At 71.0% G+C, this 22250-nt stretch carries 24 protein-coding genes and 1 pseudogene; 5 read left to right on the top strand and 20 right to left on the bottom strand.

Features of this window, described 5'->3' with window-relative positions:
- Positions 1-82: 82 nt before the first annotated feature.
- The 3 genes and pseudogenes from ACIGEZ_RS33690 to ACIGEZ_RS33680 form a co-directional block, all read right to left on the bottom strand.
- A pseudogene (locus ACIGEZ_RS33690) lies at positions 83-296 on the bottom strand (DNA-binding response regulator); the annotation flags it as partial.
- A 62-nt stretch (positions 297-358) separates the two neighbouring features.
- Positions 359-517: a hypothetical protein gene (locus ACIGEZ_RS33685; RefSeq protein ID WP_399839058.1), complete on the bottom strand. Its 159-nt coding sequence runs from the start codon at positions 515-517 to the stop codon at positions 359-361.
- A gap of 23 nt (positions 518-540) precedes the next feature.
- A complete protein-coding gene (locus tag ACIGEZ_RS33680) occupies positions 541-1095 on the bottom strand; it encodes a hypothetical protein (protein WP_399839056.1) in 555 nt (184 codons plus the stop codon).
- Between the two features lie 120 nt (positions 1096-1215).
- Between ACIGEZ_RS33680 and ACIGEZ_RS33675 the strand changes: the two genes are divergently transcribed.
- Both ACIGEZ_RS33675 and ACIGEZ_RS33670 read left to right on the top strand, forming a co-directional pair.
- Complete coding sequence (locus tag ACIGEZ_RS33675) at positions 1216-2598, top strand: FAD-binding oxidoreductase (RefSeq protein ID WP_399839054.1); 1383 nt, start codon at positions 1216-1218, stop codon at positions 2596-2598.
- 16 nt (positions 2599-2614) lie between these two features.
- Positions 2615-2818: a hypothetical protein gene (locus ACIGEZ_RS33670; protein WP_399839051.1), complete on the top strand. Its 204-nt coding sequence runs from the start codon at positions 2615-2617 to the stop codon at positions 2816-2818.
- 9 nt (positions 2819-2827) lie between these two features.
- Here the strand turns inward: ACIGEZ_RS33670 and ACIGEZ_RS33665 are convergent, their stop codons facing one another.
- The 4 genes from ACIGEZ_RS33665 to ACIGEZ_RS33650 form a co-directional block, all read right to left on the bottom strand.
- Positions 2828-3454 carry a LysE family transporter gene (locus tag ACIGEZ_RS33665; RefSeq protein WP_399839049.1) on the bottom strand — a complete coding sequence of 209 codons (627 nt, stop codon included), beginning with the start codon at positions 3452-3454 and terminating at the stop codon, positions 2828-2830.
- The gene (locus ACIGEZ_RS33660) at positions 3451-3732 is read right to left on the bottom strand and encodes a DUF2087 domain-containing protein (RefSeq protein ID WP_399839046.1); all 282 of its coding nucleotides are present in this window, start codon (positions 3730-3732) and stop codon (positions 3451-3453) included. The genes ACIGEZ_RS33665 and ACIGEZ_RS33660 overlap by 4 nt, the downstream gene beginning before the upstream one ends.
- Before the next feature lie 42 nt (positions 3733-3774).
- Entirely contained in the window at positions 3775-4053 is a 279-nt protein-coding gene (locus ACIGEZ_RS33655; RefSeq protein ID WP_399839043.1) for an antibiotic biosynthesis monooxygenase, read from the bottom strand.
- 161 nt (positions 4054-4214) lie between these two features.
- The gene (locus ACIGEZ_RS33650; protein ID WP_399839040.1) at positions 4215-5165 is read right to left on the bottom strand and encodes a LysR family transcriptional regulator; all 951 of its coding nucleotides are present in this window, start codon (positions 5163-5165) and stop codon (positions 4215-4217) included.
- Positions 5166-5280: 115 nt separating this feature from the next.
- Here ACIGEZ_RS33650 and ACIGEZ_RS33645 point away from each other — a divergent pair, with 115 nt between their 5' ends.
- The 3 genes from ACIGEZ_RS33645 to ACIGEZ_RS33635 all read left to right on the top strand — a co-directional run bounded on the left by ACIGEZ_RS33645 (position 5281) and on the right by ACIGEZ_RS33635 (position 8508).
- The gene (locus tag ACIGEZ_RS33645) at positions 5281-6732 is read left to right on the top strand and encodes an MFS transporter (RefSeq protein ID WP_399839037.1); all 1452 of its coding nucleotides are present in this window, start codon (positions 5281-5283) and stop codon (positions 6730-6732) included.
- Positions 6733-6764: 32 nt separating this feature from the next.
- Complete coding sequence (locus tag ACIGEZ_RS33640; protein WP_399839034.1) at positions 6765-7307, top strand: pyridoxamine 5'-phosphate oxidase family protein; 543 nt, start codon at positions 6765-6767, stop codon at positions 7305-7307.
- Positions 7308-7563: 256 nt separating this feature from the next.
- On the top strand, positions 7564-8508 hold the full coding sequence (locus ACIGEZ_RS33635) for a hypothetical protein (RefSeq protein WP_399839031.1): 945 nt from the start codon (positions 7564-7566) through the stop codon (positions 8506-8508).
- Positions 8509-8538: 30 nt separating this feature from the next.
- On the opposite strand, the gene ACIGEZ_RS33630 is transcribed toward ACIGEZ_RS33635, so the two are convergent.
- From ACIGEZ_RS33630 to ACIGEZ_RS33570, 13 genes are read right to left on the bottom strand one after another with little or no spacing between them, the layout of a single operon-like run.
- Positions 8539-9216 carry a maleylpyruvate isomerase family mycothiol-dependent enzyme gene (locus tag ACIGEZ_RS33630; RefSeq protein ID WP_399839028.1) on the bottom strand — a complete coding sequence of 226 codons (678 nt, stop codon included), beginning with the start codon at positions 9214-9216 and terminating at the stop codon, positions 8539-8541.
- Complete coding sequence (ahcY, locus tag ACIGEZ_RS33625) at positions 9216-10628, bottom strand: adenosylhomocysteinase (protein ID WP_399839025.1); 1413 nt, start codon at positions 10626-10628, stop codon at positions 9216-9218. Before ahcY ends, ACIGEZ_RS33630 begins: the two co-directional genes overlap by 1 nt.
- Positions 10621-11481 carry a methylenetetrahydrofolate reductase [NAD(P)H] gene (metF, locus tag ACIGEZ_RS33620; protein WP_399839022.1) on the bottom strand — a complete coding sequence of 287 codons (861 nt, stop codon included), beginning with the start codon at positions 11479-11481 and terminating at the stop codon, positions 10621-10623. Before metF ends, ahcY begins: the two co-directional genes overlap by 8 nt.
- Positions 11478-14945 carry a methionine synthase gene (metH, locus tag ACIGEZ_RS33615; protein ID WP_399839019.1) on the bottom strand — a complete coding sequence of 1156 codons (3468 nt, stop codon included), beginning with the start codon at positions 14943-14945 and terminating at the stop codon, positions 11478-11480. Before metH ends, metF begins: the two co-directional genes overlap by 4 nt.
- Entirely contained in the window at positions 14942-15925 is a 984-nt protein-coding gene (locus tag ACIGEZ_RS33610) for a carbohydrate kinase family protein (RefSeq protein ID WP_399839016.1), read from the bottom strand. Before ACIGEZ_RS33610 ends, metH begins: the two co-directional genes overlap by 4 nt.
- A gap of 35 nt (positions 15926-15960) precedes the next feature.
- Positions 15961-17169: a methionine adenosyltransferase gene (metK, locus tag ACIGEZ_RS33605; RefSeq protein WP_399839013.1), complete on the bottom strand. Its 1209-nt coding sequence runs from the start codon at positions 17167-17169 to the stop codon at positions 15961-15963.
- Positions 17166-17420 carry a phosphopantetheine-binding protein gene (locus tag ACIGEZ_RS33600; RefSeq protein WP_399839010.1) on the bottom strand — a complete coding sequence of 85 codons (255 nt, stop codon included), beginning with the start codon at positions 17418-17420 and terminating at the stop codon, positions 17166-17168. Before ACIGEZ_RS33600 ends, metK begins: the two co-directional genes overlap by 4 nt.
- 17 nt (positions 17421-17437) lie before the next feature.
- Positions 17438-17893, bottom strand: coding sequence for a holo-ACP synthase (gene acpS / locus ACIGEZ_RS33595; RefSeq protein WP_399839007.1), 456 nt, complete (start codon positions 17891-17893; stop codon positions 17438-17440).
- Position 17894: 1 nt separating this feature from the next.
- The gene (locus tag ACIGEZ_RS33590; RefSeq protein WP_399839004.1) at positions 17895-18800 is read right to left on the bottom strand and encodes a hypothetical protein; all 906 of its coding nucleotides are present in this window, start codon (positions 18798-18800) and stop codon (positions 17895-17897) included.
- Positions 18801-18832: 32 nt separating this feature from the next.
- Complete coding sequence (locus ACIGEZ_RS33585) at positions 18833-19726, bottom strand: diiron oxygenase (RefSeq protein ID WP_399839000.1); 894 nt, start codon at positions 19724-19726, stop codon at positions 18833-18835.
- Positions 19727-19759: 33 nt separating this feature from the next.
- Positions 19760-20803, bottom strand: coding sequence for a class I SAM-dependent methyltransferase (locus ACIGEZ_RS33580; RefSeq protein ID WP_399838997.1), 1044 nt, complete (start codon positions 20801-20803; stop codon positions 19760-19762).
- Positions 20800-21639, bottom strand: a complete 840-nt coding sequence (locus tag ACIGEZ_RS33575; RefSeq protein ID WP_399838994.1) for a class I SAM-dependent methyltransferase — start codon at positions 21637-21639, stop codon at positions 20800-20802. The genes ACIGEZ_RS33580 and ACIGEZ_RS33575 overlap by 4 nt, the downstream gene beginning before the upstream one ends.
- A 47-nt stretch (positions 21640-21686) precedes the next feature.
- On the bottom strand, positions 21687-22196 hold the full coding sequence (locus ACIGEZ_RS33570) for a MaoC family dehydratase (protein WP_399838991.1): 510 nt from the start codon (positions 22194-22196) through the stop codon (positions 21687-21689).
- Positions 22197-22250: the final 54 nt, after the last annotated feature.

Here is a 22250-nt window from a genome sequence, read left to right as displayed (position 1 = left end):
GGCCCTCGGGCGTGTTCCAGGGGAACTGCCGCACCAGGCTGACCGCCTCCTCGTACGGCGTGGCCGGGTCGCCCGTCGTGCCCACCACCAGACCAGCGCGGCGCAGCCCGTCGACGTACGCGGCGGCGTCGCCTGACGGCAGCATCCGGTCGAAGACGGCGCAGTCGTACGCCGTGACGAACAGGGCCTCGTCGGCCTCGGGCAGGTCCGCGGCCTCGTCCACGGCGAGTCCGGCGGCACGCAGGGCCCGCGGCCACACCGAACCGGAGGTTGTCGTCGTCCTCGACGAGCAGCACGCGCACGTCGGCACCCTGACCGCCTACGATCGGAGCATGGGCAGCAGCAGCCGGAACGGCTCCTACCTCTCCCTCTGGTCGAAGGACTCGTTCCTGTCGATCGGGTCCGTCGGGTCCTTCCTGTCCATCGGGTCGGTGGGCTCCGCCTTCTCGGTCGGCTCGGTCGGTTCCTTCCTGAGCGTCGGGTCGCTGCTCTCGGCCCGGTCGCTGTGCTCCGTCATGGCGTGGCGTTCCGTCGGCGGGGTCATGAGCGCGTGCACGCGGCGACGGGGGTGACCGCCACCACCTCGCTGAGCGGCACCTCGACCGTCCGGCCCTGCACGGACAGGGTCAACGCGCTCGTGCCCCGGGCCAGTTCGCCGCACCAGGTGCCGGTGGCGGTGGTGACCTCCACGGTGGCGGTGCCGGCCGTGCCCGGGGCCTGACTCGCCGAGGCGGGCTCGGGCCACCAGGAGGTCGTGGCGGCGACGGCCGTCAGGAGGACGGTGACGAAGGTCAGGGCGAGGCCGGTACGCAGACGCCGGGCGGCCCGGGACGGGTCGTCGGCGGCCGTGGCGTGCGGCCACGCCGTGCGGCCGACCAGATAGACCGCGAGACAGGCGACGAACAGGGCGAGCAGCACCAGAACGCCGGCGATCGCCTCGACGGACCGCGGGGCCGCGGTCCCCGACCCGCCCGCCTTCAGCGCGCCGCACAGGCCCACGAAGCCGAGCGCCGCCAGCTGGAGCGTCAGCCAGCCCCTGGCCGAGGCCTGGAGCAGGGCGCCGCGGTCGTCTCCGTACTCTCCACCGTCGACCATGCCGACAGGATGCCGAGCCCCGGGCCCGGGAGGCGGGGTGCCACGCCGAGGGGGAGACTGAAGGCAGGGCCGTTCGGCCCTTGGCGCGGCCGTCGGCAGGGGTGCCCTGAAGGAGTGGTCATGGGCGGTACGGCTGTGGAGACCCTGCGCGAGGCACTGCGCGGCGAGGTGATCGGACCGCAGGACGCGGAGTACGACGAGGCCCGGGCGATCTACAACGCGATGATCGACCGGCGGCCCGCGGTGATCGCGCGGTGCGCGGATTCGACGGACGTACGGGCGGCGGTGCGCTTCGCCCGCGACAGCGGCATGGATCTCACGGTGCGCGGCGGCGGGCACAGCGGTGGCGGACTGTGTCTGGCCGACGGGGCGTTGATGGTGGACCTGTCGGCGCTGCGCTGGGTGCGGGTGGCGCCGCAGGACCGCTCGGCGCGGGTCGGCGGCGGCAGCCGGCTCGGCGACCTCGACCACGAGGCGCACGGCTTCGGCCTCGCCACCCCGGCCGGGATCATGTCGACGACCGGTGTGGGCGGGCTGACCCTCGGCGGCGGGCACGGGCATCTGACCCGCGCGTACGGGCTGACCGTCGACAACCTGCTCGGGGCGGACGTGGTCCTCGCGGACGGCTCGTTCGTGTCGGCCTCGGCGGAGGAGCACCCGGACCTGTTCTGGGCGCTGCGCGGCGGCGGCGGGAACTACGGGGTGGTCACCTCCTTCACGTACGCCCTGCACCCGGTGGACGCGGTCGGGCTCGCGGTCACCCTGTGGGAGCCGGAGCACATCGGGGCGGTGCTGCGCTGGTACCGGGAGTTCCTGCCGGCGGCGCCGGAGGAGCTGAACGGCTTCTTCGCGGTGCTCGTGGTGCCGCCCGGGCCGCCGTTCCCCGAGGAGATCCACGGGAAGAAGATGTGCGGCGTGGTGTGGTGCTTCACCGGGACGCCGGACGAGGAACGGCTGGCCGAGGTGTTCGCGCCGGTGGCCGAACCGGCCCCGCCCGCCTTCCACTTCGCGACGCCGATGCCGTATCCGGCGGTCCAGTCGATGTTCGACGAGCTGATGCCGAAGGGTCTGCAGTGGTACTGGCGCGGTGACTTCTTCGACCGGATCACGGACGACGCGATCGACGTGCACCGCACGTTCCTGGAGAACATCCCCACGGAACTGTCGACGATGCACCTCTACCCGGTCGACGGCGCCGCCCACCGCCCCGGCCCGGTGGACTCGGCCTGGGCCTACCGGGACGCGGTCTGGTCCGGCGTGGTCGCCGGGATCAGCCCGGAGCCGGCCGAGGCGGACCTCGTCCGCAAGTGGGCCGTGGACTACTGGGCCGCCCTGCACCCGCACTCGATGGGCGGCGGGTACGTCAACTTCCTGGGCGCGGACGAGGGACAGGAGCGGGTGCGGGCGACGTACCGCGGGCACTACGACCGGCTGGCCGAGGTGAAGAAGACGTACGACCCGGACAACGTCTTCCACCACAACCAGAACATCGCCCCGTCCTAGGCCGTGTCCTGCCCCCATGGACGATCCATGGCCGGAGGTCATCGCGGTCCAGCGCGACCTGGTCAGGATCGGCCACCACCGGGGTCCTTCCCCCATGGAGATTCTGATCGCGCTGACGGCCGGGCAGCACCGCCTCACACTGATCCACGTGGACGACGACTTCCAGGCCATCGCCAAGGTGCGCCCGGACATCTCCATGCTCCGGCTGGACGTCGGCTGAACGAGCCTCCTACACCACCAGATGCACCGCGAGCACGGCGATCAGCGTGCTCGAGGCGAGGGCCGTCGTGAGACGGCCGCGGGCGCCGGTCAGGGTGCGGCCCAGGAGGGTGCCGCCGGTGGCGAGGAGGAGTTGCCAGGTCGCGGAGGCGAGGAGGGCGGCCAGGACGAAGGCGGTGCGTTCGGGGGCCGAGGCGGGAGCCTCTGGGCCGGTGGCGAGGATGAGGGCGGCGAAGTAGATCACCGTCATGGGGTTGAGGATCGTGATGCCCAGGAAGGTGAGGTACGCGCGGGCCGGGGACAGCGCCGTAGCGGCATCGTCGCGTGAGGCGAGACGGCCGGAACGGTGCGCGGCCAGGGCCGTCAGGGCCGCCCGTACCGCAAGAGCCACCAGGACCAGCGCGGAGACCCACCGGAGCGGGGTCATCACCGGGGTGAGCAGCGGCACCAGGGCCGAGCCGCCCGCCACCGCGAGCAGGGCGTACACGCCGTCCGCCGTGGCGACACCGAGCGCCGCCGCCGCGCCCGTACGCCAGCCGGTGCGGGCCGTGACGGCGACCAGGTAGGCGCCGACCGCGCCCACCGGGATCGCGATGCCGTAGCCGGCGAGCAGGCCGGCCAGGGCCGCGGCGATCACGCGACGGCGGGGGTCGCTCCTGCGGGGGCGCCGGGCTGTCGCCGGTAGGCCGAGCCGTCCTTCGTACGGGCCAGCTGCCCGCCGATCACCAGATAGCGGCGCAGGGCCGGGAAGTCCTCGTGCACGGTCTTCAGGGCCTCGTTCACCTCGCGCTCGCTGTACACGCGGGTGGGCTCGAAGAGGGTGGCGGCGAGATGGTCCAGCAGGGCCGCCCGGCGGGCGGGCCTGCGTGGGATCGCCTTGAGGCGCCCGTCGGCGGCGAAGAGGTCTGTGGTCATGCGGTGCAGCCTGGCCCGCCCGGGGGGACGCCCGCAAAGGGTTTATCGGATGACGACGTTCACCGCCTCGTCGATCCTCGGCATGATCGGCGGCGTCCCCTCCTCCTGGAAGATCGGCATCGCCTTCTCCACGAAGGCCTGAAACGCCTGCTCCGACTCCCAGAAGTCGATCACCCGCCAGCCTCCCGATCCGTCGGGCCCCGCCGCATGGGCGAGGAACCCCTCGGGCGGCCACCAGGACGCGGTGGTGATCCTCTGGTTGGTGCGCTCGTAGATCTCCTGGGTGCCGCCGGGAATCTCGACGGTGACGATGACGGCCATGGCGTTGCTCCCGTACGCGATCGGTGAGGGTCCCGACCAGCACACCAGCCGCCGCCCGCGGGCGCACCGCAACGGGACCCGAACGGGCGATGCCGACACTGGCTCGGCTGCGGTTCGGCCGAGGACTTCAGCACCCAGGGCTGGCACCCCGGGGTGGCCGATCAGCCGGGTACCGCTCTCCTGGGATCGGCCGGAGCCATGTCCCGGGCGATCTCGCCTGCCAGGCGACCGAAGAGCTCTATCGCCCGGTTGCCGCCGCCGGACCGCCACGTCAGGCCGTATCCGAGGGGCTTGTCTCCCTCCACCGGGACGTAGGAGATACCGGGACGGCCGTGGTAGAGGGCGATGTGGGCGCCTGACAGCAAGGCTCCCTTGCCGCCGGCGACGAGTGTCAGGGCCTCCTGGAAGTTGGTGACGGACGGCCCCTGCGCGATGGGCCTGCCGCTGGGTGTGCGCGTCGGCAGTTGATGCTCCAGCCAGTAGTCCGGGATGTCTCCCGCGATCGTCAGCAGCGGCACGTGGGCCAGGTCCTCAAGCGTCACCGTGTCCCGCCCCGCCAGGGGATGCCCGGCCCCGACAGCCAGCACCCTGTCCTCGGCGAGGAGTGTCGGGCCGCGGGTCAGGTCGTCCTCGCGCACGGGGAAGTCCGTCAGCTGGAGGTCGAAGTCGCCTTTTCGCAGCATTCCGTACGGATCGGAGAGCGGCACCTCGCATACCTCGACGGCGAGTTCGGGATGGGTGATGCGCAGCTTCTCGATCGTCTTCATCACCATCTCGCCGGCCAACGGCGTGGAGAAGCCGACGTGCAGGACTCCTTCGATGCCTCGTGCCGAGGCGACGGCACGCACCAGGGCGTTCTCGATGCCGCGGTAGTGCGGTGCGAGGTCGTCACGGAGGCGGCTGCCCAGGCTGGTGAGGGCCACGCGGCGGCTCGTGCGCGTGAACAGCGGCGCTCCGACGCGGCGCTCCAGTTTCCGGATGAGCTGACTGACCCGGGCGCGGGACAGGCGCAGGCGGTTTGCGGTACGGCCGAAGTGCAGTTCTTCGGCGAGTACGAGAAAGCATTCGAGCTCGTTCTGGTCCACGCACTTCTCCGGGATCGCATGGGACATGGATCGGTAAGCCTGGCTGACCGAACGTTGCGATCATCGCCGTTGTTCCCGTCCGGGGCGTGGCGAAAGCTTGAGGCACCACCAACACCCACCACTCCGGAAGGAGTTCATCGTCATGAGTGCCTTGAGTACTTCGAGCGGGCTGAGCGCACACAAGTGGGGCATCCTGCTCGTGCTGTGCGGCGCGATCTTCCTCGAAGGCATCGATGTCGCCATGCTCAACGTGGCACTGCCGTCGATCCGCGCCGACCTCGGCCTGTCCACCGGTGAGCTGCAGTGGGTCATGAGCGCCTACGTACTCGGTTACGGCGGCTTCATGCTCCTCGGCGGACGGGCGGCCGACCTGTTCGGACGCCGTCAGATGTTCGTCTTCTGGCTCACCGTCTTCCTGCTGTTCTCCGGGCTCGGCGGACTCTCCACCGAGGGATGGATGCTGATCGTCGCGCGGTTCATCACGGGCGTCGCCGCAGCCTTCATGACCCCGGCGGGTCTGTCCGTCATCACCACGGGCTTCGCCGAGGGTCCGGAGCGGAACAAGGCCCTGCTCATCTACTCGGGCACCGCCGCGGGAGGCTTCACGATCGGCCTGGTCGCCGGTGGGCTGCTCACCGCCGTCGGCTGGCGCTGGGTCTTCTTCGCCCCGGTCGTGCTCTCCTTCCTCATCCTCGTCGCAGCCCTCGCGTTCGTCCCCAAGTCGGCCCGCCCGGACCGGTCCGGCAAGCCGGTCGACGCCGCCGGCGCGCTCACCGTCACCGCTGCCCTCGTGCTGATCGTGCTGGGCGTCGAGCGTGCGGCCCACGCCGGGATCACCGCCAGCGCCGGCACCTTGCTGGCCGGGCTGGCGTTCTTCGCGGCCTTCCTCGTCATCGAACGGCGCTCCCCCGAGCCCCTGGTACGCATGGGTATCTTCCGCAACGGCTCCCTGGTGCGGGCGAACCTTTCGGCGATGCTGTTCGCCGCCGGGTTCTTCGGCTTCCAGTTCCTGGTCGTGCTGTACCTCCAGGAACTGCGCGACTGGTCGACGCTGCAGACGAGCTTCGCGATGCTGGTCATCGGGGTCGACGCGATTCTCTCGCCGACCCTCACCCCACGGCTGGTCAGCCGCTTCGGCACCGCCAAGGTGATCTCCGGGGGGCTCCTCCTCGCGGTGCTCGCCTACGGGCTGTTCCTCCCGCTGGGAGCGGACTGGAGCTACGCGGCGATGTTCCCGAGCCTGATCTTCCTCGGCCTCGCGTTCTCCCTGGCGTACGGCCCGCTCACCATCGTGGCCACGGAAGGGATCGCGGAGGAGGAGCAGGGACTCGCGGGCGGTCTCCTCTACACCGCCTTCCAGTTCGGTGCCGCCCTCGGGCTCTCCGCAGTCACCGCCGTCAGCGTGGCCGCCACGCACGCGGCGACTCCTGCCGCACTGCTGGACGGTTACCGGGCCGGTCTGCTCGTCCCCTTCGCGGCATCGGTCGCCGCCGCTGCCATCAGCGCCTTCGGCCTGCGCACCCGGCGCGGCGGAGAGCCGTCCGCCGCGGTGGACGCTGCCGCTGAGCGCATCAACGCCCCCGTCTCCCGCTGATCCTCGACGCTGATCCTCGAAGGGACAGACTCATGGCCGACACCGTCAGCGAGTTCTCCGAGATCCAGGACTCCTTCCTCGGCTACATCCGCGACATCAAGTACGCGACCATGGTCACCGTCGACCGCCGGCACCGTCCGCGCGCTCGTGTGCTGCTGCCCGTGTGGGAGATCGTCGACGGAGAGCCGATCGGCTGGCTCGCCGCGTACCGGACCCCCGTCAAGAGCGCGCACCTCGCGGGCAACCCGCACACGACGTACGCGTACTGGAATCCCCGTCAGAACGCGGTCTTCGTGGACAGCGTCACCACCTGGGCCGATGACGAGGAATCCAGACTTCATGCGTGGGACCTGTACAAGCGGGGCGGTCCGCCGGGTGTGGGCTACGACCCGGTCCACTACTGGCGTGGCGGTCCCGACGATCCCGGCTACCACGTCCTGCGGATCGATCCCTGGCGCATACAGCTCGTCCGCGGTTCCGATCTGCGCAGCACGCTGTGGCGGAGGCAGGACCCGGCCCCGGCGATCACCTCGTCCACGACCCCGAGCAGCTCGGCCAAGGCGGCCGTCCGCTGAATCCTCGTGAGAAGAACGGATGCCCCCCGCTCCAGCGGGGTCATCCGTCCTGCTCACGTGTGGGTCCCCGCTACAGCGGCCTTCGCGGCGGGCCGAGTTGGGGGCAGTGGACGAGGGGTCACTCTCGCGGGGCATATTCACTCGACGCGTTCACACCGACACCCTCCGTACGGTACGGTTCACGCAAATCGGCCCCCGCGATGGCGCCAACCATCAGCGAGGGCCTCGACCACTAGTGGAAGCCGACTCCACCGTGATGTACCGGAACTTTATCGCGCCCTCGCGCTGCTTCACCCGGTTCTCCCACGAGATCATCCGTCATCCGCGCCTCGGATCCGATGCCGTGCGGCTCCTGACCTGGCAGCTTTCGCTGCCCGAGGGTGCTCGCGAGTCGCTGTCGCGGACCGCCGAACGTGCCCGGATCGGAGCATGCGCGTTCACCCGGGCGAAGCGGCAGCTCAAGGAGGAGGGCTTCGTTCACGAGCGGCGGGTGCAGGGGCCCGGGGGCAGGTGGGTGACGCAACAGCTCGTGTCCAACCAGCCGTTGAGTGCGGCGGAGGCCGCCAAGCTGCTCGGGTGCATGCCCGGAGTCGTACCGGGTCCCGGGATTCCGGCCGTCGGTCGGCCGACCACCCCGTGCACCGACGGTCATCCAGAGAAAGATCCGGGGGGAGAGACCTCCGACCTTCCGCCCGAACCGGAGGCCGATCCCGAACCGGAGGCCGATCCCGAACCGGAGGCCGATCCCCAGCCCGAGCCGGAACCCGGGCCCGAGCCCGAGCCCGAGCCCGACGTTGCCCAGGAGGGTCGGGCACTCGTCGGAGCGCTGCCGCTGCTCTCGCCCGCCTTACGCCACATCCCGCCCGGCATGCGGGACGAGTTGGGGCGGCTCGCCGGGCGCTGGCTGGCCGCCGGGCACACGGTCGCCGACGTGCACCAGCACATCCTGCGGGGACTGCCCGGGGGCGAGGCGCCCGTGTACCGGCCCGGTGGGCTCGTGCGGTATCTGTTGCGCGAGGTCCCGCCCGTAGCCCCCACGCCGCCCGAGCCGCCCGCCGGCCCGCGCCTTTCGGCGCGGCTGGCCGCGGCCCGGGAGTGCGAGGGCGAACACGTACAACCGATGCTGTTCCGGCCCCTGGCGGACGAGACGCTGTGCGCCGCGTGCACTCCCGGAAGAGCTACCGCCCCAGCCGGTGCCTGATCCTCTTCACCGGCTCCTTCGGGTTCGCCCTCAGCGGTAGATGAGCAGCTCCTGCTCCGTCGCCCCCGTCAGTTCGTACCGGGTCCGCACCAGCGGACGGCCCGAATAGATCCGGATCAGGGTCGCCGCATCACCCCGGAAGCGCGCCGGCGGACGCCCCGGGGCCGGGTTGCCCAGGGCCACCTCGCCATCCCGGTCGGCCAGGACGCCCAGCAACCGGGGCGTCTCCCGCTTGCGGCTGGTCACGGACAGCAGCGACAGGGCCAGATCCAGGGCGGCCCCGCAATAGGCGCCCGGCTCGCCGAAGGCCTCCCGTACGTCTCCGGCGTGGACCCACTCGCCGAGCGCGACCGCGTCCAGCCGGCCGTCCGACTGCCCGGCGATGACCGGCCCCGCCTCGGTGAGGCCCCGCTCCAGCTCGTCGAGGATCCGGCCGAGCGGCCAGTCCTCGCGTTCGGCGACGTCGGCGGCGTTGGCGTCCGGCAGGAAGACGCCCTCCTCGAGCCGCCCCTCGACGATCCTGACCAGCGCCGCCGCGCAGTGCGCCAGCACCTGCCGGGCGGTCCAGCCGGGGCAGGCGGTGCGGAGCTCGTACGCCTCCTCGGGCGTGCGCCGCAGGAGCGGCATCAGCAGGTCCCGCTCCGCTCTCAGGAGCCGGTCCGGCAGCCAGGGGTCACGCGCGTCGTCCGCCGTGCGATCCGTACACATCAGTAGCGGTAGTGGTCGGGCTTGTACGGGCCCTCGACCGGCACGCCGATGTACGCGGCCTGCTCCGGGCGGAGGGTGGTGAGGCGGACGCCGAGGGCGTCCAGGTGCAGCCGGGCGACCTTCTCGTCGAGGTGCTTGGGCAGCGTGTAGACGCCGATCGGGTACTGCGCGGTCTTCGTGAAGAGCTCGATCTGGGCCAGCGTCTGGTCCGCGAAGGAGTTGGACATCACGAACGAGGGGTGGCCCGTCGCGTTGCCCAGGTTGAGCAGCCGCCCCTCGGACAGGACGATGACGACCTTGCCGTCCGGGAAGGTCCAGGTGTGGACCTGCGGCTTGACCTCGTCCTTCACGATCCCGGGGAGCTGCGCGAGACCCGCCATGTCGATCTCGTTGTCGAAGTGGCCGATGTTGCCGACGATGGCCTGGTGCTTCATGCGGGCGATGTCGGACGCCATGATGATGTCCTTGTTGCCCGTCGTGGTGATGAAGATGTCGGCCGTCTCCACCACGTCGTCCAGGGTCGCGACCTGGTAGCCGTCCATGGCCGCCTGGAGCGCGCAGATCGGGTCGATCTCGGTGACGATCACCCGCGCGCCCTGCCCGCGCAGCGACTCCGCCGACCCCTTGCCGACATCGCCGTAGCCGCACACGACGGCCGTCTTGCCGCCGATCAGCACATCCGTGGCCCGGTTGATGCCGTCGACCAGCGAGTGCCGGCAGCCGTACTTGTTGTCGAACTTCGACTTCGTCACGGCGTCGTTCACGTTGATCGCCGGGAAGAGCAGCGAGCCCTCGCGGTGCATCTCGTACAGCCGGTGGACGCCGGTGGTGGTCTCCTCGGTCACGCCGCGGATGCCGGCGGCGATGGCGGACCAGTTGAGGGCGCTGTTCTCCAGCAGGGCCCGCACGACGGCCATCTCCTCGCTGGCCGCCTCCGGCAGCGCGCCGGACTTCTGGCGCTCGACGCCCAGGTGGACGAGGAGCGTGGCGTCGCCGCCGTCGTCCAGGATCATGTTGGGCCCGTCGGCGTCCGGCCAGGTCAGCGCCTGCTCGGTGCACCACCAGTACTCCTCCAGGGTCTCGCCCTTCCAGGCGAAGACCGGGATGCCCGCGGCGGCGACGGCGGCGGCCGCGTGGTCCTGCGTGGAGTAGATGTTGCAGGACACCCAGCGGACCTGCGCGCCGAGCGCGACGAGCGTCTCGATCAGCACGGCCGTCTGCACGGTCATGTGCAGCGAGCCGGTGATCCGCGCCCCGGCCAGCGGCTGGGCGGCCGCGTACTCGCGGCGGATCGCCATCAGGCCCGGCATCTCGTGCTCGGCGAGGGTGATCTCCTTGCGGCCGAACGCCGCCAGGCCGGTGTCGGCGACCTTGAAGTCCGTGAAGGCCGTGCGGGCCGCGGTGTCAGACATGGACAACTCTCCTAGCATTGCTGATCGTTCGGTGGATTTCGAGCGCCGCCGTGGACCTGTTGAGGGTGATGTAGTGCAGGCCCGGTGCCCCTTCCGCGAGCAGCCGCAGGCCCATCGCCGTCGCGTGCTCGACCCCGATGCGGTACGCGGCGGCCGGGTCGTCCTTGGCGCGCTCGAGGCGGTGCGCCAGGTCCTCGGGGAACGCGGCGTCGCTCAGCTCCGCGAAGCGCCGGATCTGGCGCGCGTCCGTCGCCGGCATGATCTCCGGGATGATCGGGGTGTCGCAGCCTGCGGCCGCCACCCGGTCACGGAGCCGCAGGTAGTCCTCCGGGTCGAAGAACATCTGCGTGATGGCGTAGTCGGCGCCGGCCCGGCACTTGGCGACGAAGTGCGCGAGGTCCTCCGCCGGACCCGCCGACCTGGGGTGGCCCTCGGGGAAGGCCGCCACGCCGATCCGGAACTCGCCCAACGAGCGGACCAGCCCGACCAGTTCGTGTGCGTACGTGAAGCCCTGCGGGTGCGGTGTCCACGCGCCGCGCGGATCGCCGGGCGGGTCGCCGCGCAGCACGAGCACGTCCCGGACGCCCGCGTCCGCGTACGCGCCGATGATCGAGCGCAGTTCGGCCACCGAGTGCCCGACGGCCGTCAGGTGCGCGACGGGCCTCAGGGTCGTCTCGGCCGCGATCCGCTTGGTGACCTCGACGGTCCGGTCGCGGGACGAGCCGCCGGCGCCGTAGGTCACCGAGACGAAGTCCGGGGACAGGGCCTCGACCCGGCGGATCGCCTCCCACAGGGTCCGCTCGCCCTTGTCCGTCTTCGGCGGGAAGAACTCGAAGGAGAAGGTCGCGCTCATCTGCGGCCTCCCGCGTTGAAGTAGCTCGCCTCCGGGTGGTGGACGACGATCGCGTCCGTGGACTGCTCGGGGTGCAGCTGGTACTCCTCCGACAGCTCGACCCCGATCCGCTCCGGGCGGAGCAGCGCGGCGATCTTCGCCCGGTCCTCCAGGTCGGGGCAGGCCGGATAGCCGAGGGAGTAGCGGCAGCCCTGGTACTCGGTGCGGAGCATGCCTGCGAGGGACGCCGGCTCCGAAGAGCCCGCGATTCCCCATTCGGCGCGCACCCGCGCGTGCCAGTACTCGGCCAGCGCCTCCGCCAACTGCACGGACAGGCCGTGGAGTTCGAGGTAGTCCCGGTAGGCGTCGGCGGCGAAGAGCCGCGCCGTCTCCTCGCCGATCCGGGAGCCGACGGTGACCACCTGCATCGCGACGGCGTCGATCTCGCCGGAGTCCTCGGCGCGGTGGAAGTCGGCCAGGCAGAGGCGGCGGCCCCGCTGCTGGCGGGGGAAGGAGAAGCGGGTCCGCTCGCCTCCGTCCTCGTCCAGGACGATCAGGTCGTCGCCCTTGGACACACAGGGGAACCAGCCGTAGACGACGGCTGCTTCGAGGAGGTGGTCCGTCTGGAGGCGGTCGAGCCAGGCGCGCAGGCGCGGCCGGCCCTCCGTCCCGATGGTCTCGTCGTCCTTGAGGCCCCACTGGCCCTTGAAGAGGGCGGTCTCGTCGAGCCAGGGTGCGTAGTCGGCGAGCTGGATGCCCTTGACGACCCTGGTCCCGAGGAAGGGGGGTTCGGGTACGGGGTTGTCGGTGGCGACGTCGGAGCGGCCGGCCGGCTCGGGCTCCCGCACCTGGGCGACGGGGGTGTCGCGCTTCGGCACCCGGCGCTGCTTGAGCGGGGGGAGTACGGCTCCGGGCACGCCGCGCTTGACGCCCATGAGCGCGTCCATCAGGCGCAGGCCCTCGAAGGCGTCGCGAGCGTAGCGGACCTCGCCCTGGTAGATCTCGTGCAGGTCCTGTTCGACGTACGCCCTGGTCAGCGCGGCCCCACCGAGGATCACGGGGAAGCGTTCGGCCAGCCCCCGGCCGTTCAGCTCCTCCAGGTTCTCCTTCATGATCACTGTGGACTTCACCAGGAGACCCGACATGCCGATGACGTCCGCCCGGGACTCCTCCGCCGCCTCCAGGATCGCGGAGACCGGCTGCTTGATGCCGATGTTGACGACGTTGTAGCCGTTGTTGGAGAGGATGATGTCGACGAGGTTCTTGCCGATGTCGTGGACGTCGCCGCGCACGGTCGCGAGGACGATCGTCCCCTTCCCGTCCGCGTCCGACTTCTCCATGAACGGCTCCAGATAGGCCACCGCCGTCTTCATCACCTCGGCGGACTGGAGCACGAACGGCAGCTGCATCTGCCCGGAGCCGAACAGCTCGCCGACCGTCTTCATGCCGTCGAGCAGGATGTCGTTGACGATCTCGAGCGCCGGACGTCCGGCCAGGGCCGCGTCCAGATCACCCTCCAGGCCGTTCTTCTCGCCGTCGATGATCCGCCGCTTCAGCCGCTCGTCCAGCGGCAGGGCGAGCAGCTCCTGCGCCTTGCCGGCCTTCAGGGACCTGGCCGTGGCGCCCTCGAAGAGCTCCAGGAGCCGTTGCAGCGGGTCGTAACCCTCCCGCCGCCGGTCGTAGACGAGGTCCAGCGCGACCTCGACCTGCTCCGGCTCCAGCCTCGCGATGGGCAGGATCTTCGACGCGTGCACGATCGCCGAGTCGAGCCCCGCCTTCACGCATTCGTCGAGGAAGACCGAGTTGAGCACGATCCTCGCGGCCGGGTTGAGCCCGAAGGAGATGTTGGACAGACCCAGCGTCGTCTGTACGTCGGGATGCCGCCGCTTCAGCTCACGGATCGCCTCGATGGTGGCGATGCCGTCCCGCCGCGACTCCTCCTGTCCCGTACAGATGGTGAAGGTGAGGGTGTCGATCAGGATGTCCGACTCCCTGATCCCCCAGTTCCCGGTGAGGTCGGCGATCAGCCGCTCCGCGATCTCCACCTTCTTCTCCGGCGTGCGGGCCTGCCCCTCCTCGTCGATGGTCAGCGCCATCAGCGCCGCCCCGTGCTCCCTCGCCAGCGACGTGACCTGCGCGAACCGCGACTCCGGCCCGTCACCGTCCTCGTAGTTGACCGAGTTGAGCACGGCCCGCCCGCCCAGCTTCTCCAGGCCGGCCCGCAGCACGCCGACCTCGGTGGAGTCGAGCACGATCGGCAGGGTGGAGGCCGTCGCGAACCGCCCGGCCAGCTCCGCCATGTCGGCGGCGCCGTCCCGCCCCACGTAGTCCACGCACAGGTCGAGCAGGTGCGCGCCCTCGCGGATCTGGTCGCGGGCCATCTCCACGCAGTCGTCCCAGCGGCCCTCCAGCATGGCCTCGCGGAACTTCTTCGACCCGTTGGCGTTGGTCCGCTCGCCGATCGCCAGGTACGAGGTGTCCTGGCGAAACGGCACATGGCTGTACAGCGACGAGGCGCCCGGCTCGGCCTCCGGCGTCCTGGCCGGCACGGCCGCGCCCCGCACCCGCGCCACGATCTCCCGCAGGTGCTCGGGGGTGGTGCCGCAGCAGCCGCCCACCAGGGCGGGTCCGTAGTCCCGTACGAACGCCTCCTGGGCGTCGGCGAGTTCGGCCGGCGACAGCGGGTAGTGCGCCCCGTCCGAGGTGAGCACCGGCAGGCCCGCGTTGGGCATCACCGACACGGGAATGCGGGCGTGCCGGGACAGGTAGCGCAGGTGCTCGGCCATCTCGGCCGGCCCGGTGGCGCAGTTGAGGCCGATCATGTCGATGCCGAGCGGCTCCAGGGCGGTCAGCGCCGCCCCGATCTCGGAGCCGAGCAGCATGGTGCCCGTCGTCTCGACGGTCACCTGCACGATCAGCGGCAGGTCGAGCCCGCACCAGTCCAGGGCCCGGCGGGCGCCGATGACGGCCGCCTTCGTCTGGAGCAGGTCCTGGGAGGTCTCGACGAGCAGCGCGTCGGCGCCGCCGCGGATCAGGCCCTCGGCGTTCTGCTGGTAGGCGTCGCGCAGCGGCTCGTACGTGACGTGCCCGAGGGTCGGCAGCTTCGTGCCGGGTCCCATGGAGCCGAGCACCCAGCGGGGGCGGCCGTCGGCGGCCGTGTGGGCGTCGGCGGCGGTACGGGCGATCCGGGCGCCGGCCTCGGACAGCTCGTACACGCGCTCCTCGATGCCGTACTCGGCGAGCGCGGCGAGGTTGGCGCCGAAGGTGTTGGTCTCCACGCAGTCCACGCCGACCGCGAAGTAGGCGTCGTGGACGGAGGCCACGATGTCGGGCCGGGTGACGTTGAGGATCTCGTTGCAGCCCTCCAGGTCCTGGAAGTCCTCCATCGTCGGGTCGGCGGCCTGGAGCATGGTGCCCATCGCCCCGTCGGCCACCACGACCCGGGTGGCGAACTCTTCTCGCAGCGATCGTCTGCCCTGGCTCACGTCAGCCCCCTCAGATGGGTGAGCAGCTCGGCCGCGCAGCCCATCCCGTACGTCGTCCTGATCCGGTCCAGGAGCGGCTCCCGGTGCAGCCGGTACTCCTGCGTCCCCACGTAGTCGAGGACGGTCGAGGCGACCGCGCAGCCCAGCTGGGCCGCGCACCGCTCGGGCACGCCCCACAGCGTTCCGGCGAGGAAGCCGGCCCGGAAGGCGTCGCCGACGCCCGTCGGGTCGACCACGCCCGCGACCGGCACGGCCGGCACGGCGAGCGGGGCCCGGCCCTCGCCGCGGATCCGTACCCCGGCCTCGCCGTGAGTGGTGACCCAGGTGCCGACGCGGCGCAGCACGTCCGCCTCGGCCCAGCCGGTCTTGTCCAGGAGCAGGGCCGTCTCGTACTCGTTGGTGAACAGGAAGCGTGCCCCGTCCACCAGTTCCCGCACCTGCCCGCCGTCGAGCCGCGCCAGCTGCTGTGACGGGTCGGCGGCGAAGGGGACCCCGAGCTCGCGGCAGGTGCGGGAGTGCCGCAGCATGGCCTCGGGGTCGTCCGGGGAGACCAGGACGAGTTCCAGGCACCCCGCCAGGGCGACGACCTCCCGCAGGTCGATCTCGCGGGCCTCGGCCATCGCTCCGGCGTAGAAGGTGGCGATCTGGTTCTGCGCCCGGTCGGTGGTACAGACGAACCGGGCGGTGTGGAGCGACTCGCTGACGCGCACCGAGTCGGTGTCCACACCGTGGTCCTTCAGCCAGATCCGGTACGGCTCGAAGTCGGCGCCGACCGCGCCCACGAGGATCGGGCGCAGGCCGAGCACGCCGAGCCCGAAGGCGATGTTCGCTGCCACTCCGCCGCGCCTGACCTCCAGGTTGTCGGCGAGGAACGACAGGGAGACCCGGTCGAGACGGTCGGCGAGCAGCTGCTCGCTGAACCATCCGGGAAAGGTCATCAGATGGTCGGTCGCGATGGATCCGGTGACAGCGATACGCATGTCGACTCCTTCAGCTCCCTTGGCTCCGTGGTCCCTCAGACGCCCGCGGCCGTCTTCAGGGCGGCCACCCGGTCGGTGCGCTCCCAGGTGAACTCCGGCAGCTCCCGGCCGAAGTGCCCGTACGCCGCGGTCGCCGCGTAGACGGGCCGCTTCAGGTCCAGGTCGCGGACGATCGCGGCCGGCCGCAGGTCGAAGACCTCGGTGACGGCCTCCTGGATCCGCTCGTCCGGCAGGGTGCCCGTGCCGAAGGTCTCCACGAAGAGACCGACCGGCTCCGCCTTGCCGATGGCGTACGCGACCTGCACCTCGCAGCGCTTGGCGAGCCCGGCCGCGACGACGTTCTTCGCGACCCAGCGCATGGCGTACGCGGCCGAGCGGTCGACCTTGGAGGGGTCCTTGCCGGAGAAGGCGCCGCCGCCGTGGCGAGCCATGCCGCCGTACGTGTCGATGATGATCTTCCGGCCGGTGAGGCCGGCGTCGCCCATGGGGCCGCCGACCTCGAAGCGCCCGGTGGGGTTGACCAGGAGCCGGTAGCCGTCGGACTCCAGGGTCACCCCCTCCTCCACCAGCTCCTTGAGGACGTGCTCGACGACGTACTCGCGGATGTCCGGGGTCAGCAGGCCCTCGACGGAGATGTCGGCGGCGTGCTGGGAGGAGACGACCACCGTGTCGAGGCGGACCGGTCGGTCCCCGTCGTACTCGATGGTGACCTGGGTCTTTCCGTCGGGCCGCAGATAGGGCACGGTGCCGTTCTTGCGGACCTCGGTGAGCCGGCGCGAGAGCCGGTGCGCGAGGGCGATCGGCAGCGGCATCAGCTCGGCGGTGTCGTCGCAGGCGTAGCCGAACATCAGGCCCTGGTCGCCGGCGCCCTGGGCGTCGAGCTCATCGCCCGCTCCTTCGACCCGGGACTCGTACGCGGTGTCGACGCCCTGTGCGATGTCCGGCGACTGGGCGCCGATGGACACCGACACGCCGCAGGAGGCGCCGTCGAAGCCCTTCGCGGAGGAGTCGTAGCCGATGTCCAGGACGGCGTCGCGCACCAGCTGGGCGATCGGCGCGTACGCACCGGTGGTGACCTCGCCGGCGATGTGGACCTGGCCGGTGGTGATCAGGGTCTCCACGGCGACCCGGGAGTGCGGGTCCTGGGCGAGGAGCGCGTCCAGGATGGTGTCGCTGATCCGGTCGGCGATCTTGTCGGGATGGCCCTCGGTCACGGACTCCGAGGTGAACAGGCGGCGGCTCATGCCTGGCCCACCTCCACCTGGGCCTTGAAGAAGTGCTGCTCGATCGCGGCGAGGGTGCGGATGGAGTCGACCTCCAGGGTCTCCATCTGGATGGCGGTGCCGCTCTCCTGCTCCAGGAGGAAGACGAACTCGACGAAGGACAGCGAGTCGATGAGCCGGTTCTCGATCAGGTCGAGGTCGGGCGCGATGTCCGCGCGCTCCGGGTGACGCTCGAGGATCCAGTTCTTCACCGTCTGCAGGCCGTCGGCCATGATTGCTCTCCTTTTAGCTACTGCTCGCTTGGAATGCTGGATACGTAAGGGGTGGGGGCGATGATCGGCGCGGCGACCGCGACCGCGTAGTCCACGTCGTGGCTGATGGACACGGTGATCTCGGTGATGCCGGACTCCGAGGCCATCTCGGCCGCGGCGCGGTGCAGCTCCACCAGCGGCCAGCCGCCCTCGGAACGCCGTACGACGATGTCGGGCCAGGGCAGGAACCTGCCGCGGACGCGTAACGTCTTGAAGGCCGCTTCCTTCGCCGCGATCCGTCCGCACAGGCTCAGCACGTCGAGCCCGGACGAGGTGCGGCAGTCGGCGAGTTCGCCGGGGGTGAGCATGCGCTCGAAGAACTTCTCCCCGTACTGGGCGAGAAGCCTGCGGACACGGGTGACGGACACGATGTCCATGCCGAGGTTCGCCCAGCCCAGGCCGCCCGCCGGCGGGGCGACGGGACGGGCCGGCACGTCAGATCACCGGCCCGGCCGCGTCGCTCGCACCGGCCCGCAGGCGGGCGTTCGCGTCGAGCACCGCCCGGGTGGCGGCCTGCCAGCCGCCGTGCCGGCGGGTCAGCGCCGACACCCAGCGCTCCAGGCCGAAGGCGACGCAGCTGGTGAAGGCGGGACCGCCGGTGGATTCCAGGGTGATGGCGCAGCGGTCGCCGAAGAAGTTCCGGTGCGTGTTGACCGAGGCGATGGCCAGGTCCTCGTACAGGAACTCGTGCTTCACCGGCGTGAGCCGCTGGAGCACGGCCTTCGAGCCGCCCTTGTCGAAGAACGGGTCGCAGGCGGCCTCCTTGCGCAGCGGCAGGTCGAGCGCCTCCGCGAAGGCGTGGATCCGGGTGGTGAAGGTGGCCAGATGGTCCTCGGCGTGCTCGCGCCCGCCGATGGCCACGATCTCCCGCATGCGGAAGCCGAGCTGGCGCCGCATGCCCTCGTAGTGCGTCTCCTTGCGGAAGCACCAGGAGCAGATCGTGACGAGGGTGTCGTCGGCGACCGCGGTGCCCTGGTGGGTCAGGTAGACGGCGTAACAGGACGCCGAGGGCAGGCCGAGCGCGGCGGGTTCGAGCGCCTCGACCGGGAAGCAGCCGGTGTCGGTGGAGAAGGGCGTGGTCTCGCGGCGCTCCAGGTCGAGCGGGGCGGCGACGACGGCCTGGTGGGGGAAGTTGTCGTAGTAGTCGAGCCGGGCCAGGTCGGCGGCCGGCAGGAGCGGGGGCATGGTCATCGGGCGGGCGCCCGCGGCCACTCCCCAGCCCTCGAAGGTGTCGTCGAGGAGCCGCAGCAGGCGGGTCCCCTCGGGGCCCATGACGGGCAGGCCCCTCGACTCCTCCTGTTTTCCGCCGTGGCCGGCGGTCTCGGGGGTCGTCACGGTCATGATCGGTGCACCTCTCGGGTGAGGGCTGTCGCTCAGACGACGGGAAGCGTGTCGTCGGAGAAGATCCCGGTCTTCAGGAAGAAGGACAGCGGCTTGCGGATCGCCTTGCGCTCGTGCGGGCGGCGGCGCTCGTCGGCGACGAGGGCGTTGCGCAGTGCGAGCGGGTCGGCGATGCCGGCGTCGCGGTACACGTGCGGGTTGTAGAGGGAGTTGGTGCTGTAGACGACGTACCTCTTGAGGTACGCCTCGACCTCACGGACCCGCTCGGCGCCGACCGCCTGGCACATCCGCTGGTACAGCAGGGAGACCAGCTCGCGCCCGAAGGCGATGTGGCGGGACTCGTCCTGGTGGTGGATGCGGTTGACCTCGCGGATGGTGTGGCACAGGGCGTCGTCCTTGGCCATCCGGGAGTTGTAGTGGTCGACCAGCTCCTCGAAGAACAGGATGCGGGTGAAGACCAGGAAGTTCTCGACCTCGGGCTCCCAGGCGGCGTCGGCGCGCATGGCGGTGGAGCCGTAGATCTTGTTGCCGTAGCGTCGGCAGAACTCGGAGAAGAACCACATGTGTTCGTTCTCCTCGCCGATGAAGTGGTGGAAGAAGTCCGACGGCACTTCGAAGCCGGGCATGTGGATGCGGCCGACGACCTCGATGAGGAGCTCGCGGATGCCGTGCACGTTGAGGCTGTAGAAGTTGATGGACTCCCACTTGGAGAGGCGCTGAAGCGTTTCCTCGCCGAGGGTGTCGAAGTGTTCGGTGCCGTAGACGGTGAGCAGCTCCGGCGTCATCCAGTACCGGTTCTCCTCCAGCGTCTCGGGCCACTGGAAGGTCTGGTACGGGTTGTAGTAGTCCTCGACGGAGCGCTCGCTGAGGCGCTCGAGGACCTCCATGAACCGGTCGGTGACGGGCAGCGGGGCGGTGACGCCCATGGGGTGACTCCTCGGGGTTGCCGGCGGCGTGGGTTACGGGCGGACTTCGTAGACCGCGTTGACCGGGGTCTCGGTGGCGCGCCGCCAGCGGGTGAAGCCGGCCTCCTCGGCGATGGCGCGGAAGGCCTTCTCGCCGGAGTGGTTGCCGAGCGCGTGCGGGCCGCGCTGGGCGACCGCGACAGGCAGGCACATCACGGCGGACAGCGCCATGAACATGCGGGCGGCGGGGGTCTGGGTGTCGATGTCGGCGGGCGACACGTTGGACTCGACGAGCATCCACGTGCCGTCCGCGTCGAGCGACTTGTGGACGTGCTGGGCGGCGGCGACCGGATCGCCCATGTCGTGCAGGGCGTTGAAGAAGCACACCAGGTCGTAGCCGGAGCCCGGGAAGTCGTCGGCGGAGGCGACCTCGAAGACGACCCGGTCGGAGAGGCCGGCCTCCTCGGCGAGCTGCCGGGCGAGGCAGATGGCCTCCTCGGAGTAGTCGAAGCCGTGGACCGTGGCGTTCGGGAAGGCCTTGGCGATGAGCAGGGTGGTGTGTCCGACACCGCAGCCGACGTCCGCGACGGTGCCGCCGGCGGCGAGCTTGTCGGTGACCTCGTGCAGGGCGGGCAGCCAGTCCGGGACGAGCTTGTGCTCGTAGGTGGGCTGGAAGAAGGAGCCCATGCCGGTGTCGAGGGCCGCGTCGTGCTCGGCCCAGCCGACGCCGTCACCGGACCTGTACGCCTCGACGAGCAGGTCCTCGGTGGCGTACAGCGCCTTCAGGGCGGTGAAGAAGCCGGCGGCGTAGGTGACGGCGGTGGGGTCGGCGAGCACCTCGACGTGGTCGGCGGGCAGCGTGTACGTGAGGGAGCTCGGGTGCCGCTCGACGTATCCGGCCGAGAGCTGGGCGTGCAGCCACTCCTCGACGTACCGCTCGTCGGTGCCGGTCTTCTCGGCGAGCCGAGCGGCGGTGAGCGGGCCTTCGGCGGCCAGCGCCTTGTAGAGGCCGAGGCGCTCGCCGAGGGCGACGGTCAGGCCGCGTACGGCCGCGCCGGCGTCGGTGATGACCCTCTGGTGGAAGTCGTGGGCGCTCATGCGGCCACCTCCTGGCTGCCCGGCAGGTCGCACGTGAACAGGAAGGAGCGGGGCACGCGCGGCACGGAGCGCGGCGGGACCGGGTAGGGCCAGCGGTCGAAGTCGGCGCCCGGCTCACCGGGCTGCTTCACCTCGCGTACGGCCCAGCCGCAGGCGTCGAGCAGCGCCTCGGGCTCCTCGGTGCCGAAGAGCCACGGGTTGCCGTCCTCCTTGAGGGCGCCGAGGAAGGGCCGGGACAGCGGGTTCTCCAGGGCGGCCTTGGAGATCACGTCGCCGAGCAGCACGGAGCCGGGCGCCGCGTGCGCGGAGAGCGTGGAGATGAGGGTCCGTACGGCCTGCTCCGGCAGGAAGAACAGCAGGCCCTCGACCACCCACAGGACGGGCTCGTCGCTCTTCCATCCCGCCTCCTTCAGGGGGCCGGTCCAGTCCTGGGTCAGGTCGACCGGGACGGTGATCCGGGTGCGGCCGGCCGGCGCGGGCTCGTTGGCCAGCATGTCGGCCTTGGCCTCCAGGAGGGCCGGGCGGTCCAGCTCGTAGACGGTGACGCCGGCGGGCCAGGGCAGCCGGAAGAACCGGGTGTCCATGCCGGCGGCGAGGAACACCACCTGGCGGATGCCGCGCTCCTGCACCGCCTTGACGATCGCGCGGTCCAGGTAGGTGGTGCGGATGGCGAGGAACGGCACGGTGCCGGCCCCTGCGTAGCGCTCGAGCAGTTCGAAGCCGATCTGGTCGGCGACGGTGCGCGCGTAGGGATCGGCGAACAGCCGGTCCTCGCGCTCGGTCTCCAGGGCACGCGCGGCGGCGGTCCACTGGGCGGTGCGGGATACGGCCTCCACAGGAGGTCCCCCTTCGATTGGGTTACGGGAGTTGCGGACGGCCGTGCTCAGCGTGCGCAGCACCCGGCCGGGTCCTCGGCCGCGGGCATCGACGACAGATGGCCGGCCTCGGATCCGGCGGGACGGCGCCGGAAGATGCTGTGCAGGATCATGCTGAACACGGCCGTCCCGTCGGCGGCCACCAGCGTGCAGCGCGGCTTGACGGTGCCGCTGGTGGGGTTGAACGGCGACGGAGTCGCGCCAAGGATCTCCACGCGCGCCGCGAGGACGTCCCCGGGTCGTACCGGACGCAGGTAGCGGACCTCGTCGATCCCGGGCGAGCCCATACAGGCGCTGTAGGCGAGCAGCCCGTCGACGTAGCGGCGCATGAACATCGACTGGGTGTGGAAGCCGCTGGCGATCAGCCCGCCGAACTGCGAGGCCTCGGCGAGGTCCTGGTCCGTGTGGAAGGGCTGCGGGTCGTAGCGCCTGCCGAACTCCAGCACCTCCTCCGCCGTGACGGTGACGGTGCCCAGCTCGTGGACGTCGCCGGGCCGGAAGTCCTCGAAGTAGCGCATCGCGCGCCCCCCTTGACCTAGGAGTGGTCGTTCCCTGGCATCACCTAATCTACG

This window comes from Streptomyces sp. NPDC085481 (assembly GCF_044541845.1).
Lineage (GTDB): Bacteria > Actinomycetota > Actinomycetes > Streptomycetales > Streptomycetaceae > Streptomyces.
This window is presented reverse-complemented; position numbering and strand designations above follow the sequence as displayed.